The organism is Kushneria pakistanensis (assembly GCF_014652795.1).
In the GTDB taxonomy this organism is placed as follows: Bacteria; Pseudomonadota; Gammaproteobacteria; order Pseudomonadales; family Halomonadaceae; genus Kushneria; species Kushneria pakistanensis.
Genome location: NZ_BMZM01000001.1, coordinates 1,072,902 through 1,087,560 on the forward strand (window position 1 = coordinate 1,072,902; position 14,659 = coordinate 1,087,560).

The 14,659-nt window shown below is 57.9% G+C and carries 19 protein-coding genes and 1 tRNA gene; 9 read left to right on the forward strand and 11 right to left on the reverse strand.

Annotation, left to right across the window (positions count from 1 at the left end; translation table 11 throughout):
• Window positions 1–24: 24 nt before the first annotated feature.
• Complete coding sequence (locus tag IE123_RS04850; protein ID WP_189515558.1) at window positions 25–816, forward strand: alpha/beta fold hydrolase; 792 nt, start codon at window positions 25–27, stop codon at window positions 814–816.
• A gap of 42 nt (window positions 817–858) precedes the next feature.
• Here the strand turns inward: IE123_RS04850 and IE123_RS04855 are convergent, their stop codons facing one another.
• The 5 genes from IE123_RS04855 to IE123_RS04875 all read right to left on the reverse strand — a co-directional run bounded on the left by IE123_RS04855 (window position 859) and on the right by IE123_RS04875 (window position 5,578).
• A complete protein-coding gene (locus IE123_RS04855; RefSeq protein ID WP_229819598.1) occupies window positions 859–2,277 on the reverse strand; it encodes a 3'-5' exonuclease family protein in 1,419 nt (472 codons plus the stop codon).
• A 142-nt stretch (window positions 2,278–2,419) separates the two neighbouring features.
• Window positions 2,420–2,872 carry a manganese-binding transcriptional regulator MntR gene (mntR, locus tag IE123_RS04860; protein ID WP_189515560.1) on the reverse strand — a complete coding sequence of 151 codons (453 nt, stop codon included), beginning with the start codon at window positions 2,870–2,872 and terminating at the stop codon, window positions 2,420–2,422.
• Window positions 2,873–3,042: 170 nt separating this feature from the next.
• Window positions 3,043–4,056 carry an ABC transporter substrate-binding protein gene (locus IE123_RS04865; protein WP_189515562.1) on the reverse strand — a complete coding sequence of 338 codons (1,014 nt, stop codon included), beginning with the start codon at window positions 4,054–4,056 and terminating at the stop codon, window positions 3,043–3,045.
• Complete coding sequence (locus IE123_RS04870; RefSeq protein WP_189515564.1) at window positions 4,053–4,850, reverse strand: ABC transporter permease; 798 nt, start codon at window positions 4,848–4,850, stop codon at window positions 4,053–4,055. The genes IE123_RS04865 and IE123_RS04870 overlap by 4 nt, the downstream gene beginning before the upstream one ends.
• A complete protein-coding gene (locus IE123_RS04875) occupies window positions 4,847–5,578 on the reverse strand; it encodes an ABC transporter ATP-binding protein (RefSeq protein WP_229819599.1) in 732 nt (243 codons plus the stop codon). Before IE123_RS04875 ends, IE123_RS04870 begins: the two co-directional genes overlap by 4 nt.
• 358 nt (window positions 5,579–5,936) lie before the next feature.
• On the opposite strand from IE123_RS04875, the gene IE123_RS04880 reads away from it, so the two are divergent.
• Both IE123_RS04880 and IE123_RS04885 read left to right on the forward strand, forming a co-directional pair.
• Window positions 5,937–6,785 (forward strand): hypothetical protein, encoded by an 849-nt coding sequence (locus IE123_RS04880; protein ID WP_189515568.1) that lies wholly within the window; start codon window positions 5,937–5,939, stop codon window positions 6,783–6,785.
• A gap of 112 nt (window positions 6,786–6,897) precedes the next feature.
• Complete coding sequence (locus IE123_RS04885; protein ID WP_189515570.1) at window positions 6,898–8,607, forward strand: potassium/proton antiporter; 1,710 nt, start codon at window positions 6,898–6,900, stop codon at window positions 8,605–8,607.
• Window positions 8,608–8,670: 63 nt separating this feature from the next.
• Here the strand turns inward: IE123_RS04885 and IE123_RS04890 are convergent, their stop codons facing one another.
• The 3 genes from IE123_RS04890 to IE123_RS04900 all read right to left on the reverse strand — a co-directional run bounded on the left by IE123_RS04890 (window position 8,671) and on the right by IE123_RS04900 (window position 9,593).
• Window positions 8,671–8,907: a hypothetical protein gene (locus IE123_RS04890; RefSeq protein ID WP_189515572.1), complete on the reverse strand. Its 237-nt coding sequence runs from the start codon at window positions 8,905–8,907 to the stop codon at window positions 8,671–8,673.
• A gap of 119 nt (window positions 8,908–9,026) precedes the next feature.
• A complete protein-coding gene (locus tag IE123_RS04895; protein ID WP_189515574.1) occupies window positions 9,027–9,278 on the reverse strand; it encodes a hypothetical protein in 252 nt (83 codons plus the stop codon).
• Window positions 9,279–9,503: 225 nt separating this feature from the next.
• Window positions 9,504–9,593: transfer RNA gene (locus IE123_RS04900), tRNA-Ser, on the reverse strand.
• A 147-nt stretch (window positions 9,594–9,740) separates the two neighbouring features.
• On the opposite strand from IE123_RS04900, the gene IE123_RS04905 reads away from it, so the two are divergent.
• From IE123_RS04905 to IE123_RS04930, 6 genes are all read left to right on the forward strand, one after another.
• A complete protein-coding gene (locus IE123_RS04905; RefSeq protein ID WP_189515575.1) occupies window positions 9,741–10,406 on the forward strand; it encodes a Bax inhibitor-1/YccA family protein in 666 nt (221 codons plus the stop codon).
• 103 nt (window positions 10,407–10,509) lie between these two features.
• On the forward strand, window positions 10,510–10,902 hold the full coding sequence (gene tusD, locus IE123_RS04910; RefSeq protein ID WP_189515948.1) for a sulfurtransferase complex subunit TusD: 393 nt from the start codon (window positions 10,510–10,512) through the stop codon (window positions 10,900–10,902).
• Between the two features lie 29 nt (window positions 10,903–10,931).
• Window positions 10,932–11,285 carry a DsrE family protein gene (locus IE123_RS04915; RefSeq protein ID WP_189515577.1) on the forward strand — a complete coding sequence of 118 codons (354 nt, stop codon included), beginning with the start codon at window positions 10,932–10,934 and terminating at the stop codon, window positions 11,283–11,285.
• A gap of 31 nt (window positions 11,286–11,316) precedes the next feature.
• Window positions 11,317–11,604 carry a sulfurtransferase complex subunit TusB gene (gene tusB / locus IE123_RS04920; RefSeq protein ID WP_189515579.1) on the forward strand — a complete coding sequence of 96 codons (288 nt, stop codon included), beginning with the start codon at window positions 11,317–11,319 and terminating at the stop codon, window positions 11,602–11,604.
• A 64-nt stretch (window positions 11,605–11,668) separates the two neighbouring features.
• Window positions 11,669–12,019, forward strand: a complete 351-nt coding sequence (locus tag IE123_RS04925) for a TusE/DsrC/DsvC family sulfur relay protein (RefSeq protein WP_189515581.1) — start codon at window positions 11,669–11,671, stop codon at window positions 12,017–12,019.
• Window positions 12,020–12,027: 8 nt separating this feature from the next.
• Window positions 12,028–12,606 (forward strand): acyl carrier protein phosphodiesterase, encoded by a 579-nt coding sequence (locus IE123_RS04930; protein ID WP_189515583.1) that lies wholly within the window; start codon window positions 12,028–12,030, stop codon window positions 12,604–12,606.
• Here the strand turns inward: IE123_RS04930 and IE123_RS04935 are convergent.
• Genes IE123_RS04935 through IE123_RS04945 form a run of 3 tightly spaced genes read right to left on the reverse strand, consistent with a single transcriptional unit; the run spans window position 12,592 to window position 14,622 of the window.
• Window positions 12,592–13,791, reverse strand: a complete 1,200-nt coding sequence (locus IE123_RS04935) for a molybdopterin molybdotransferase MoeA (protein ID WP_189515586.1) — start codon at window positions 13,789–13,791, stop codon at window positions 12,592–12,594. The two genes, IE123_RS04930 and IE123_RS04935, sit on opposite strands and share 15 nt — an antisense overlap.
• A complete protein-coding gene (gene moaB, locus IE123_RS04940) occupies window positions 13,784–14,305 on the reverse strand; it encodes a molybdenum cofactor biosynthesis protein B (protein WP_189515588.1) in 522 nt (173 codons plus the stop codon). The genes IE123_RS04935 and moaB overlap by 8 nt, the downstream gene beginning before the upstream one ends.
• Entirely contained in the window at window positions 14,302–14,622 is a 321-nt protein-coding gene (locus tag IE123_RS04945; protein ID WP_189515589.1) for a DUF1244 domain-containing protein, read from the reverse strand. The genes moaB and IE123_RS04945 overlap by 4 nt, the downstream gene beginning before the upstream one ends.
• Window positions 14,623–14,659 lie beyond the last annotated feature (37 nt).

Here is a 14,659-nt window from a genome sequence, read left to right on the forward strand (position 1 = left end):
TATGGACAGGGTTACGGAGACATCATGAGTATTGAGCTTCACTACGCGGATTCAGGCATACCGGAACAGACAGATGCTCCGCCGCTCATTGTTTTACATGGTCTTTTTGGCAGCGCTGACAACTGGCGCTCTCACGCGAAACACTGGCGCCAAACACGTCGTGTCGTTACCGTGGATCTTCGCAATCACGGGCGCTCGGCACATGTTGCCGGCATGCACTACGAGGACATGGCGGCAGATGTACTCGGGGTCATGGACCACCTGAATATCCAGCAGTGTGATCTTCTGGGACATTCCATGGGCGGCAAGGTCGCCATGACACTGGCTCGGCGGCATCCCGAGCGGGTGGTACGCCTGATCGTGGCTGACATCGCCCCCATTGCCTACGATCATGGCCATGACGATATCTTTCGTGCCCATCGACTGGTCGAAGATGAACTACCCGAGTCACGCAAGGAAGCCGATGAGGTCATGGCCCAGGTCATCGACAGTCGAATTACCAGGCAGTTTCTGGCCACCAATCTGATACGCGATGATCAGGGCATTCTGGGTTGGCGCGTCGGACTCGACTTCATCGAGGAAGGATATAGCAACATCGTGGCGCCGCCGGGAGGAGAGACAGCCTACGAGGGGCCAACGCTGGTACTGAAAGGCGAGCACTCCGACTACATCACAGATGATGCTCTGCCTCTCATAAGCGATATCATGCCACAGGCGCAGGTCCATACCATTGAGGGCGCGGGGCACTGGCTTCACGCCGAGCAGCCCGAGGCCTTTATACGGGCCGTTGATGACTTTCTCGAAACATCACGGTAACGCAGGCGTTACCTGCACCGTTATCCCGCTGATGGATTAATATCAATTCTCCAGCGGGATGACGCTGATGCCTTCATGCTCATGGCGCAAAAAGCGTGTCAGGATCCTGTAGGTATCGGCATCGAACACGATATCGGTGGCTGTCGGCGCCTGCTCCAGCTGCTCGACGCTGCCGAGATAACACCAGTGATCCACCAGGTGATAGACCACATCCTGATCACTGGCCGCTTCCCTGAAGGCCACCCGGCCCGCCCAGGGCCAGTGCCGAATGCGCAGGCGCTCCAGCGCCTCCCGGGCCCGTTGCGTATGTGCTGCCAGACTTTCCTGACCGCAGCAGGCCCCGGCGCAGCGTCCGATCTGATAGGCAAAGCAGCGCCCCTTGCCGCGCTCAAGTCCCAGTACGCGCGGACACAAACGCTGCTCTTCGACGATGCTGCTCAGCGCCTGAGTGGCTTCCCGACGTGAGCGAAACATGCCATAGCGAGCGCCATCGACATTTTCATGCAGTGTTTTCTGCCCGGCCAGCTGCGGCGCATGGTCATCCTCCGGCCAGTACCAGGTATGCAGCCCGGCACTACGACGTAGGCGACGATTATAAATGGGGGAGAGCTGCTTGATCAGACGAGCTTCAAGCAGCTGCGCACCCAGATCGCCCGCGGTCTCATGCCATTCCAGATGACGGGTCTGCTGACATATCTTCATTTCCCGATCGTTGCGGTGATCGCTGTTGAAATGACTCAACACTCGTGAGCGCAGATTGACGCTCTTGCCGACATACAGCGGCAGCCGATTGTGTCCATAAAACAGATAGACCCCGGGGCGCGAGGGCAGCTCATCGAGCAATCCAGGATCAAGCTGGGCAGGAAGGCTGCGCCGACGCTCCTGATCAAGCACCAGGGTTTCGATCTGCTCAACGGCATATTGGCCGGACCAGTATTGCCAGACGGAAAAAAGCGTCATGGCATCCCCCAGTGCCCGGTGGCGCGGGGGATGAGGTTCAAGCTGATAACGTTCCAGAAGGGCATCAAGGCCGTGATGATGAGAGCTTTTATCCAGCGCGCGCGACAGCTTGAGCGTGCAAACCACGCGACGGCGAAATTCCCGTCCCAGCCGGCGAAACTCGTTGCGCAAAAAGCTGTAATCAAAGCGGGCGTTATGAGCGATCAACCAGTCATCGCCCAGCCACTGCTCCAGTGATTCGGCGATATCCTCAAAGCCGGGGGCACCGGCGACCAGCGCATTGTCGATACCGGTCAGCGTGGCAATGCGTTCGGGAATATCGATTCCCGGGTTTACCAGCGTCACAAAGCGATCAATGACCTGGCCATCCAGTACGCGAAGGGCAGCAATTTCGGTAATGCGATCGCGCGTGGCGCGAGTGCCGGTCGTTTCAAGATCAATAAAGATCAGCGGCGTATCTGCCAGCGGCGGGTGAGTGGGGGCATTTGGATAAGACGACATGACCGGAGTCTCCCGACGCCTGCGGCGCCCTGTTGAAACACAAGAACAAGAAACATGGCTGCGGAAAAGCGTTCATGGCAGCAGATGAGCGCCGCCATGAATCACCGGTATTACAACAACATCAGGACGGGGAAGAGGAGGCTTAACGGCTGGTCATGCGGGAGATGGCGTCAGGCACCAGATGCGGGTTGTCTGCCAGGAAACGATGCATGGCGGCCACGGTTTCATCGCTACAGTGATGTTCTATGCCTTCGGAATCAGCGCGTGCAATGCTTTCGGGCACACCAAGCGCCAACAGTGCCTGAAGCACAACGCTGTGGCGTGCAGCCACCTTGTGGGCCAGCTCTTCACCCTGATCCGTCAAAAAGATGCCGCGGTAGGGGCGTGCATTAACTAGCCCATCCCGCTTGAGACGTGTCACCACCTTGGACACAGCGGCCGGGCTGACGCCAAAGCGCTCGGCAAGATCACTGGCGCGAGCTTCCCCTAGATGACGGTGCAGATGCGCTATTTCCTCGACGTAGTCCTCCACCAGTTCACGCTGGTGATCCTGGCGCACGCGCTCAAAATGTTCGTGGTGGGACGTTGATGGCATGACTCTCTCTTGATCGATCGCCGAAATGAGCACAAAAGTAACACATAAAAGTTGACTATTATAATAAGGTTTGTAAACAGTGCCGTGGCGAGCAACGCCTGTCAGGATAGCCATTGCGTTGACCACGCCATCTGCCCAAACCTCAGAGAATGTTTTATCCGATTCTGTTGTCAGCGCTCGACGGCATTGACGTCTTCCGCCAGCCGCGCGACCGGGGCGCGCTGTTTAATCACACCGCGATCCAGCAGAAAGTTCTCGAAATCCCGATACCGCGCAGTATCCAGCGCAGCCGGGCGAAGTGCAAAGCGGGCAATACTGGCTTCCCATGCCTTGTGATTGACCTCATTGTCCAGTGAGCGATCATACGCCTTGAAAAGCGTCCAGCTCTCATTGGGGTGGTTCACGATCCACATCGTGGCCTGCTCGACGGCCCTCATGAAGCGCGCAATGAGAGGGCGCTTTTCATCCAGCGTGTCGGTTGCAGCCAGAAAGATCAGCTCATCATAAATGGGGACACCTTCCTCCTCGATAAAGAAGGCACGGCCTTCAACGCCTTCCTGCGCCAGCTGGGCCGGCTCAAAGTTGCGAAACGCGCCTGTCACCCCATCAACCCGACGGCTCAGCAGGGCCGGCGTGAGCGCAAAGTTGACGTTGACGGGCTCGATATCATCCATATCAAGCCCTGAATGGTTGAGCATGGCTGCCAGCAGAACCTCCTCAACGCCGCCGACCGAATAGCCCACCCGTTTGCCCTTGAGATCACTGAACGAATGGATATCGCTGTCGGCGCGTACCATCAACACATTCAACGGTGTACCAATCAGGGTGCCTACCCGTTTAATGGGTAACCCCTCATCCACCTGCAGGTGTAGCTGAGGCTGATAGCCCAAGGCCAGGTCTTCCCGGCCGGCGGCCACCAGCTTGGGCGGAGCAGTGGGATCAGCCGGTGTATCGATGGTGACCTTGAGTCCCAGATCGCGAAAATACCCTTTTTGCTGGGCAATGATGATCGGGCCGTGACTGGGATTGACGTACCAGTCAAGCATCAGGCGAAGTGAGGCTTCAGGAGGCGGCGACAGGGGCGTGGAGCCATCATCGCGCGCACGATCCTCTGCCCTGACCATGCCCGCCAACAGGGTAGCCATGAGCACAGCCAGCCAGAACTGGTTAAATATCCTTTTCATGCAATGTCTCCATTGATCAACGCCTGCCTGCCGGTTTTATCGGGCTGCCAGGGCATGGCCAGCCGGCACAGACGGTCGACGGTAAAATAAAGGGTGATGGTGATCAGCAGTAGTACGATCAGCGCAGCGAACATGAGATCGGTCTGCATGCGGCCATTGGCCTGTAGCATGAGATAGCCAAGACCGGCACTGGAGCCAACCCATTCACCGATAATGGCACCAATGGGCGCCGCAGTGGCCGCCATGCGAAGGCCCGAAGCCAGTGAGGGCAGGGCGGCGGGCAGACGTATATAGAAAAGCCGGCGATTGGCGCTGCCACCCATGGTAGCGGCCAGGTCAAGCCAGCCGGGGCGTGTCTGGCGCAGGCCGTCATAACAGGTCGAGGCGACCGGAAAGTAAATGATCAGGGTCGCCATGACGATTTTCGAGCCCGGGCCATAGCCGAACCAGAGCACCAGCAGCGGTGCAATGGCAAATACCGGAATGGCCTGGGTCAATAGCAGCATTGGCAGTACGGTAGAGCGCAGAAAGGCCCAGCGTGAGAGCGTGAGCGCCGTCCCGATTCCCAGCAGCGTGCCGCACAGGAAACCGGCCACGATTTCTCCAAGGGTAACCAGTGCGTGTTGCCATAAAAGGCCCGACTGGGCGACAAGCGTGTGCATGACGGACAGCGGCGCCGGCAGCATGTAGCGCGGGGCGCCGCTCAATACGACCAGTTGCCAGAGGCCGATCAGTACAGTGATGGCCACTATCAGTCGCAGCAGGGGCAGGGAGAGGAGCAGGGATCGTGTCATGCTGCCTGCTCCGTCAATGCCTTTAGAAGCACGCCATGATGATGGCTCATGGTAGCGCTGGCAGGATCGCGGGGTGGGGCACCTTCAGGCGGCAGAATGCGTTCAAGCCGGGCGGGGCTGCCACGCATGACCAGCAGTTGATCACCCAGACGCAGTGCCTCCAGAGGATCATGGGTCACCATCAGCACGATGCGGTCTGATAGCAGCTCACAGGCCTGGGCGTGAATATCCAGACGGGTCATCGCATCCAGCGCGGCAAAGGGCTCATCCATCAGTACCAGCGCTGCCTGCTCATAGAGGGTGCGCGCCAGCGCGACCCGGGCACGCTCGCCGCCAGAAAGGGTCTGCGGGTAGCAGCGTGCCGCCCAGCCAAGCCCGGTCTTCTCAAGCAGCGCCATGGCACGGTCGGGGTCACTGCGCTCACCACGCATGACTGCACCCAGCTGCACGTTATCAATCACGCGTCGCCAGGGCAGCAGCAGATCCTGTTGTCCCATCCACGCGATGCGCTGTTCAAGGGGGCGTTGTGAGGCATCAATCAACGTCAGGTGCGCATCATTTGAAACGCTCAGGCCTGCCATCATCCGCAGCAGCGAACTCTTGCCACAGCCGCTTCGACCCAGTAGACAGCTCCAGCTGCTCGCCGGCAGGGAAAGAGAGAGATCGTCGAACAGGACACGCTCGCCAAAGGCCAGGCGTGCCTGATGCACCCAAAGCCCGTCTGACACTTGAGAACCGGAAAGTAAATCTGGTGATGACATGAAAGCCCTTTTTAAAGGGCGAAGGGCACGGCATGCGTGATTCGAAATCCCTCCGCCGGCATGAACCGGATCAGGTAGTGGGCGCCATCTGGGCGCCTTGCGGGTTGTGGCTGGCCACTCTCAGCATCGATGCTGTGTCGATACACCCCGTTCGAACACCGCGATTTTAACCTCTTGCGCCAGCGCTCACCACGCTTTCGTGCATGACAGCAAGCATCATTACTACTGCTATCGGCATAAAGGGCTTTTTTATCAGGCCGTTATTTGCATACTAAAAGGGTGCTCACCGTTTTGGGTGCATTTCATCGAAAAGGACTGCATCTGCATGTCACCACCGTGCGAACTTACCGAGCGGCTTTCCTTCTTTCTGGGACGACAGCTCATCGCCCAGCCGCTGGACTGGGAGGATGCGTCCAACTGGCGCTGGAAAAGCGACGCGCTCTCGCCGGAAATGATTCGCATGGCGCGCACCAGTATCAATGACCCCTTCTGGCATGGGCTATGGGCACTGTTCGGATTCGATCGCTGGGCGCATGCCGAATATCTGACGCGTCTGGCCGGTAACCTGCCGGCGCGTCTGCCCATGATGCCGTTGCCCATGACCTGGCTGGGAACGCTCCAGGGCGCCCCGATATGGAGCTTGCCCTGGCGTGCCGGACGTACGGCCACCATGGATACGGCATTTACGTCACGGCTGGGAGAGCAGATTGGGCGCTTGCATGCCGCACCGGTCTCGGGCTGGGGCCACCCGCTTACGGGGGTATGGCCGCTCTCGGCCTGGCCACAAAAGGCGAGCCGCTATCTTGATCAGTATGCCCCGCTGGAGGTGCTGCGGGATCTGCCGTCGCAGGTGCCCATACCTGACAGCGCCGTATGGTGTCTGCCGGACCTGCGCGATGATCAGTTCATTGAAGGTGCGACAGACTGGTGCTGGAGCGATTGGGAGGCACTGGTATGGGCCCCACAGGAATTTGACTGGGCGCTGATTGAACTTCTGATCACCGATCCCGATCAGCAACATCATTTTCTGGATCGCTACTGGCCATTTGGCGATGTCGTCGATATCAGGGCGCACCGGCTGACCTGTCGTGCCATTTTGTGGCAATTCAACTGCTTCGGACCGTGCCCTTGGTCACAGGTACGCGATGCTGCCTGCTGGCTTGACCATCACTGAATGCCGCCGCTGGCATGGGAGGTTCGAGCATGGCCATTCAGGCGCGTAGATGATAATGGGCGGCGATCATGGCACACTACTGCTTATTACAAGAGGTTATTAACGAGACACTGTGATCGACTTTAATAGCATATTCCTGCTTGGCGGATTATTGGTGGCCATGAGCATTCTGGCCAGCCGGGTATCAGCACGCATTGGTTTGCCACTGCTGCCTCTGTTTCTTGGCATCGGTATGCTGGCCGGCGTTGACGGTCTGGGCCTGATCAATTTCAGTGATTACAACCTGGCCTATCTGATTGGCCAGCTGGCACTTGCCATGATCCTGCTGGACGGCGGGCTTCGCACGCGCCTGAAGACCTTCAGGGTAGGCCTGCGACCAGCGCTGTCGCTGGCCACACTGGGCGTATTTCTGACCAGTGGGCTGACCGGACTGTTTGCCATGTGGGTATTCGACCTCAGCCTTTTACAGGGCCTGCTGGTCGGCGCCATCGTTGGTTCCACGGATGCCGCAGCGGTTTTTTCGATGCTCAGCGGGCAGGGCATTCGTCTCAACGAGCGTGTTGGCGCAACGCTTGAGATTGAGTCGGGCACCAATGACCCGATGGCGATCTTTCTGACGTTGATTCTGTCACAGACCCTTGCAGGGTCCATTGATAGCGTCAGCAGCACGCTAATGATGTTTGTCGAGCAGTTCGGCATTGGCGCCGTGGCAGGTATTGCCAGTGGCTGGCTCATGGGAAGGCTCCTGCGCTGGCTGGATCTGGCGCCTGGACTTTATTCCCTGCTGGCCGCGGCCATGGGGTTCAGCATTTTTGCCCTGACCAACATGCTGGGCGGTAGCGGCTTTCTGGCCATCTATCTGGCCGGCGTCATGATTGGCAACATCCGCGGCAAGCATCTTGAGTTCATTCTGCCCGTTCATGACGGGCTGGCATGGCTGAGTCAGATCGGGCTTTTCCTGACACTGGGGCTGCTGGTCACGCCCAGCGAAATGGTTGATTACGCCTGGTCCAGCGTCATGGTGGCCGTAGTACTGATCTTTGTGGCTCGCCCCCTGTCGGTGCTGCTGAGTCTCAAACCCTTTTTTGGTTTTCGCTGGCGAGAGCTTGCTTTCATCTCATGGGTAGGGCTGCGCGGTGGGGTTCCCATCGTTCTGGCCATTTTGCCGGTCATTGCCGGCGTCGAGAACGCTTCGCTGTATTTCAACGTCGCTTTCTTCGTGGTGCTGATCTCCCTGATCCTTCAGGGCACCACAATTGGCCACATGGCACGCTGGCTCAGGGTGGAAGTGCCTGCAGAGACAGCGCCGGCCCGGCGCCGCCTGCTGGGTGTCCTGCCTGAAGATGATTATGAAATGTTTGTCTACAAGGTCGACAGCAAGCGCATCGAAAATACACCGCTGAAAATGCTGCGGTTTCCTTCCGGCGCAGTCGTGGCCGCCATCTTTCGCGAGCATGTCATGATTCACCCTACCGGCAGCACGCGACTGCAGGCGGGGGATGTGGCCTGTGTTATCGCCAGAACCCATGACCTCAATGCCATCAATCACCTTTTCAATGGCGATGCCGAGCTCAAGCGAGAGCGCGACTTCTTTGGCGCCTTTGCGCTGTCAGGTGAGGCATTGATGGGGGATGTGGCCGATGCCTACGGCCTGACCCTGTCACGCTGGGAGCGTGAAGAAACACTGGGCGCTTTTATCGCGCGTCGTGTGGGGGGGTATCCGGTCGTCGGAGACGATATCGACTGGCATGGCATTCACTGGATCGTTCAGGACGTGGAAGGCAACAATGTCACGCGGGTCGGTCTCAGGTTGCACGGCTAGTGTAAAGGCCGAATACAACAACGCCCGCTGACTAGCGGGCGTTGTTGTATTCAACAGGTGGGCTTAATTCATCATGCGCCACTTGTTGTTTTTCTCTGAGGTCGGCGGCAGGGGCTCGTCATCATGATCAAGCTGGATGCGTGTCGATTCGTCCAGTAGATCACCCTGAGGCGTACACTCCTGAAACTCACCGGCATGGCCGGGACGATCACCCGCCTCAAAAACGGCGGGGGGATTGTTGCTCTGCTCGCCTTCTCGATCCATGTTGCCCTTGGTAAAACCGCGTCCACTGTTGGCCATTGGAAACCTCCCTGTCTCATCGGATAACCCTGAAATGAGCCTAGGCAAGGTGACATCACTGTGCAACCAGTGCACCGATACGGCACCGCAAAAGTATGGATACCGGGCAATCATTGATATCAATGAGCAGTTTTTCCCGCACAGGCAAGCTGGCGAAAGGCATGCACGGCACTGTCGCTGATACCCTGCTGACGCCAGGCGGCTTCAAGATTGATGAAGACTTCAAACATCTCATCGCCCAGATAGAGTTCATCCAGCTTGTGGCCATCCTGCCAAAGCTCAAGGCAGGTCGCGCTTGAATCACACGATTGCTGAACCACTTCAACCGGACGCTTTCCATGGGCAGCATCAGGGGCTTGTTGCGAATGCACAGGTATCAAAGCCATTGCCTCAAGAGGTCTGTGAAGTCTCAACAGTAAGTGCAAGCTGTTTCACTTGTAAACTTTTGAGACATAAAAGTTATTGTCCATAATGAAAAAGACTTACAAACCATTTCCCTGTGCGGGTTGGGCAATATTCATCCAGCGAAGCGCGGGCTACCAACAACGAAAAACAAAAAAGGCCTGCTGATCATTGATCAGCAGGCCTTTCAAATTTGGCGGAGGGACAGGGATTCGAACCCTGGAAGGGCGTTAACCCTTGCCGGTTTTCAAGACCGGTGCATTCAACCGCTCTGCCATCCCTCCGGCTTACGGCGATGCATCTTAACAGGCTGTCAGCAAAGGTCAAGGAGCTTAATTCAATCAAAAGGGCTTTGGCTTGCACAGGCGGCCCTTGAGGCTCATTCTTGGTTAAAATTCCACCATAATCAGACACAAGGCAGGGAGTGATCCATGGTCGATCGTACCTATGGGGTCTCGCAAACCGGGGCCAGAAGCGTCGAGTCACACAAGGTATTGCGTAATACCTATATGCTGCTTGCAATGACACTGCTTTTCTCGGCCGTGACCGCCGGGATTGCAATGTCGATGGGCATTCAGCGCATGAATATTTTTGTCTTCTTCATTGGCGCCTACGGATTGATGTTTCTGGTCCACAAGACCGCCCATTCGGCAGCAGGGCTGCTGGCCACCTTCGCGTTTACCGGCTTTATGGGCTTCACCCTTGGGCCGATTCTCAGTGCCTACCTGACACTGTCCAACGGTCCGCAGCTGATCATGACGGCGCTGGGCATGACAGCAGTCACCTTTGCGGGGCTTTCAGCCGTAGCGCTGATTACCCGCAAGGATTTCAGCTTTTTGAGCAACTTCATCATAGCCGGCGCCATCGTGCTGATTCTGGCCATGGTAGTCGCGATGATCTTCAACATTTCCGGTCTGGCACTGGCCGTGTCGGCAGGCTTCGTCCTTTTTGCCTCGGCCGTGATCCTGTTTGAAACCAGCCAGGTGATCCATGGTGGGCAGGATAACTATATTCTGGCGACCATCAGCCTCTATGTTGCCATCTATAATCTGTTTATCAGTCTGCTGTCGCTTCTGGGTCTGACCTCCAGCGACTGAGACATTGATACGTCATGATCTGTTAGTATGAAACCCTGCCTTCGGGCAGGGTTTTTTGTTTCAAGAGGCTCGTTTCTGGAGAGATGTCTTGGCCCCTCAAGGATTGACCTATGCCCTGATGGTACAGGGGGCACCCTACAGCCAGCAGGCGTCTCATAGCGCCCTGCGCTTTGCTGAAGCACTGCCTGCACAGGGGCATCGCGTGGCAGCGGTCTTTTTTTATCATGACGGCGTGTATAACGCCGCCAGCATGATGTCACCTCCTCAGGATGAGCCCCATCTTCTTGAGCGCTGGCGAGCACTTCATCAGGTCCAGCAGTGCGAGCTGCTGGTCTGCGTGGCATCGGCCATTCGCCGCGGACTGCTTGATGAGAGCGAAGCGAAGCGTCATGGGCATTCACACCCCACCCTTGAAGCCCCCTTTGAGCTGACAGGCCTGGGTCAGCTCATGCATGCTGCCCTTCATTATGATCGATTGATTACCTTTGCCCCCTGAGGCAAGCAGGACAAACAGGTAATGACACCATGAGTTCCAAAAGCATACTGGTGATTGTGCGCCATCCGCCGCACGGTTCCAGCTGGGTACGCGAAGGGCTTGAAGCAGCACTGGTAGGCGCGGCGCTGGGCCAGCCACCGACGATTCTATTCAGCGGTGATGGTGTTCTGGCACTGCTTGCCAACCAGCAGCGTGGCGCGCTGGGGCAAAAGGGCAGTGCTGCCATGCTGGAAGGCCTGTCACTTTATGACGTCGAACCGCTCTGGTATGACCACCTCTCGCTTGAAGCGCGCGGCCTTGATGTCAGCCAACTGATGCCGGGATGCCAGCAGGCCTGTATTGCTGACATGATCGCCCGGCACGACGTGGTCATGAGTTTTTAATCCGCCATTACCTGCATCGACGAGTGTTACCATGAGCACGCTTCACCTGATCAACCGTTCTCCTTTCAGTACCAACGTTTTGCACGAGCTTGCTGATGCCGTATCAGAAGGTGACCATATTCTACTGATCGAGGATGGCGTGTACGCAGCGTTTGGTGCGCCCTGTTGGACACTGCCCGAGGGCATCTCGCTCTGGGCGCTTCAGGAAGACTGTGCCTCAAGAGGCGTTACGCCATCTTCTGTCACGTGGGGTACGATGGACATGGCGGGCTTTGTCGCATTGACCGCCAGCACTCATCGCACTGTCAGCTGGTTTTGACTATTGGGCCATCCCCGGTTGTCTGTCGGCCCGACACCTTTCATTGCTTAGAACGCCCAATCCCATGACCCAGAATACGGACACTTTGACACTTGCTGATGGCACGGAAATCGCGCTGGACAGCGACGGTCATCTGCAGAATCTCAACAACTGGTCTCCCGAAGTGGCGCAACAAATGGCCGAACGCGAAGGGCGCGTGCTGACCCCGGCGCACTGGGAAGTCATTGAACTGCTGCGTGATTTTTATACGCGCTTTGAGATGGCACCTGCCATGCGGGCGCTGGTCAAGACCGCTCGCCAGCAGCTCGGCGAAGAGAAGGGAACGTCTCTTTATCTGATGTCGCTTTTCCCCGAAAGCCCGGCACGTGTGGCAGCACGCCTTGCCGGGCTACCACGCCCTACCAACTGTCTTTAGGCCAACGATTGAATTTTCTTGCCCATGCCTGGCTTGCACGCCAGGGCAGCGACATCTTCATGCTGGGTAACCTGGTGGCCGATGGCATCAAGGGCCCGGTACCGGCCACCTCAGAGAGCGGGTTTGCCCAGGGTGTACGGTTTCATCGGCGCATGGACACCTTGATCGATCAGCATGAGACAACGCTTGCGCTCAGACGACAGGCGCCCGAGGCGCAGCGACGTGTCTGTGGCATTGCACTCGATATCGTCTGGGATCACTTTCTCGCCAGGCTTTATCATGATGATGCCCTGAATCGGCGCGTGCATCGGGTGTTGACCAGCCACGAGATCATGATTCCGGAGCGGCAGGTGCGGCTTTTTGAGCACCTTCGTCGTGAAAACTGGCTGGAAGCCTATGGAGATTTCGATTTTACCTGTCAGGCCATTGCCGGCGTTGGCAGGCGTCTGTCCGGACCCAACCGGCTGGCCGAACTGACGCCCTGGCTTGAGCGGGAATATCCACTGCTGGAAGAAAGCTTTCATACGATCTGGCCATGGATGCAGCGTGCGGCATGCGAACATGCCGCAACACTAGCTGACCAGTAGCAGGCAACTGACGCTATCGCCCGGCGCGACCCTTGAATGGGATTTGATAACGGCCAGCGCATTGGCCGCAACACAGGAACGCAGAACCGATGAGTCCTGGTCTTCGAAGGCGTCAGCGCGGTAGCTGTCACCTTCCCACTGCAAAGTGACGCGCATGTAATGATCGCGTCCGGCTGTTTCGGTCGAAAATGCAGCCCGGGCGGTCACCGCCGGCAGGGCCTTCATCTCATCGCATCCCTGCAGGCCGCCCAGCAATGGCCGCAGAAAGAGCCAGGCACCAACGAAACTCGACACCGGGTTGCCCGCCAGCCCCACAAAACGGCACTGATTGATATGCCCCAGTGCCAGCGGCTTGCCGGGGCGAATGGACAGACGCCAGAGATCCAGCTCCCCCAGTGACTCCAGCGCACGACGTACATAATCGGCATCACCCACCGAGACGCCACCGGTCGTGACGATCACGTCGGCCTGACGCGAAGCTCGTGCCAGCGCCTGCGTCATGTCTTCAAGCGTGTCCGGCACCTGTTCCACCAGCGAAAGCTCGGCGCCAAACCGCGGCAAAAGATCCATCAGCATGAACCGATTACCGTTATAGATCTGACCGGGTGCCAGTGCTTCACCCGGCAGCCTGAGTTCATCGCCGGTAAAGAGCAGGGCAACCCGGGGCTTGCGATAGACCGGCACGCGGTCAAATCCCTGGCCTGCCAGAAACCCCAGTGCAGCACTGTTGAGTCGTGTTCCCTGATTCACCAGCACTTCATCGGTCGTGATTTCTCGACCCTGCAAACGAACGCTGTTGCCGACCTTCAGCCCGGCCGGGATAAAAACCCCTTCGTCACGGACTTCCACCTCTTCCTGCATGATGACGCTATCGGCGCCCTCAGGCATGGGCGCGCCGGTAAAGATGCGCGCGCAGGTACCTCTTTCCAGGGGCGCTGCCTGCTGGCCGGCCATGATGCGCTGGCTGACAGATAACACCCGACCGCTGTCTTCGGCGCGCAGGGCGTAACCATCCATCGCGCTGTTGTCGAAGGGCGGCGTGTCGTGTCGGGCATGGAGCGTCTGTGCAAGTACGCGATCGCCCGCCGTCTCGAGCGCTACCCATTCCCACGACAGCGGCGCAAGACCGTTTGAGAGAGAGGCAAGCGCCTGTTGCGGTGTATGCAAACGACCGCTGTCAGCCATGCTGCCTCCGGCCGGGAATCACCAGATTGGCAAAATTGCAGGGCTTGTGGCGGCTGTCGAGCTGCTCGGCAAGAATGCCTTCCCAACCGGTACGACAGGCGCCGGTAGAGCCGGGTAGACAGAACACGGCCGTATGGTTGGCAAATCCGGCCAGCGCGCGGCTTTGTATGGTCGAGCTGCCGACATCGTCTCTTGAAAGCTGGCGAAACAGCTCACCAAAGCCTTCAATGTGACTATCAAACAACACACTGACGGCCTCGGGCGTGGAATCGCGCCCGGTAAAACCCGTGCCGCCGGTCGTGATTACGATCTGCACCTGCGGGTCGGCAATCAGGCGCGCCACTTCAGCTCGAATCTGATAGAGCTCGTCACGAATGATATGGCGAAAAACGCAGCGATGGCCGGCACTTTCCAGCGATTCAATCAGCAGGGCGCCGGAGCGGTCACTGCTTTCATCGCGAGTATCGGAAATTGTTAAAACGGCAATATCCAGCGGTATAAGGTTTTCACTCACGATGACGCGTTCTCCCGAGCCTTCTGACGTGCCTCAAGGGCCTTGAGCTGCTCTTCGGTGGCCGGCGGCTGATGATGGGCCTTCCACTCGCTGTAGGGCATGCCATAGACATGCTCGCGCGCACTTTCCAGATCGAGCTCAACGTGGCGCTCCTCGGCAGCGGTCACCAGCCACTTGGAAAGACAGTTGCGACAGAAGTCGGCGAGAATCATCAGATCGATATTTTGCACATCACGATTGTCATCCAGATGCTTGAGCAGGCGGCGAAAGGCGGCAGCCTCAAGCTCGGTGCGCGTCTGCTTGTCCAGTTGTTCCATGTTCAGCTCCTGTTAACACGCTACATACCGCAAGGGG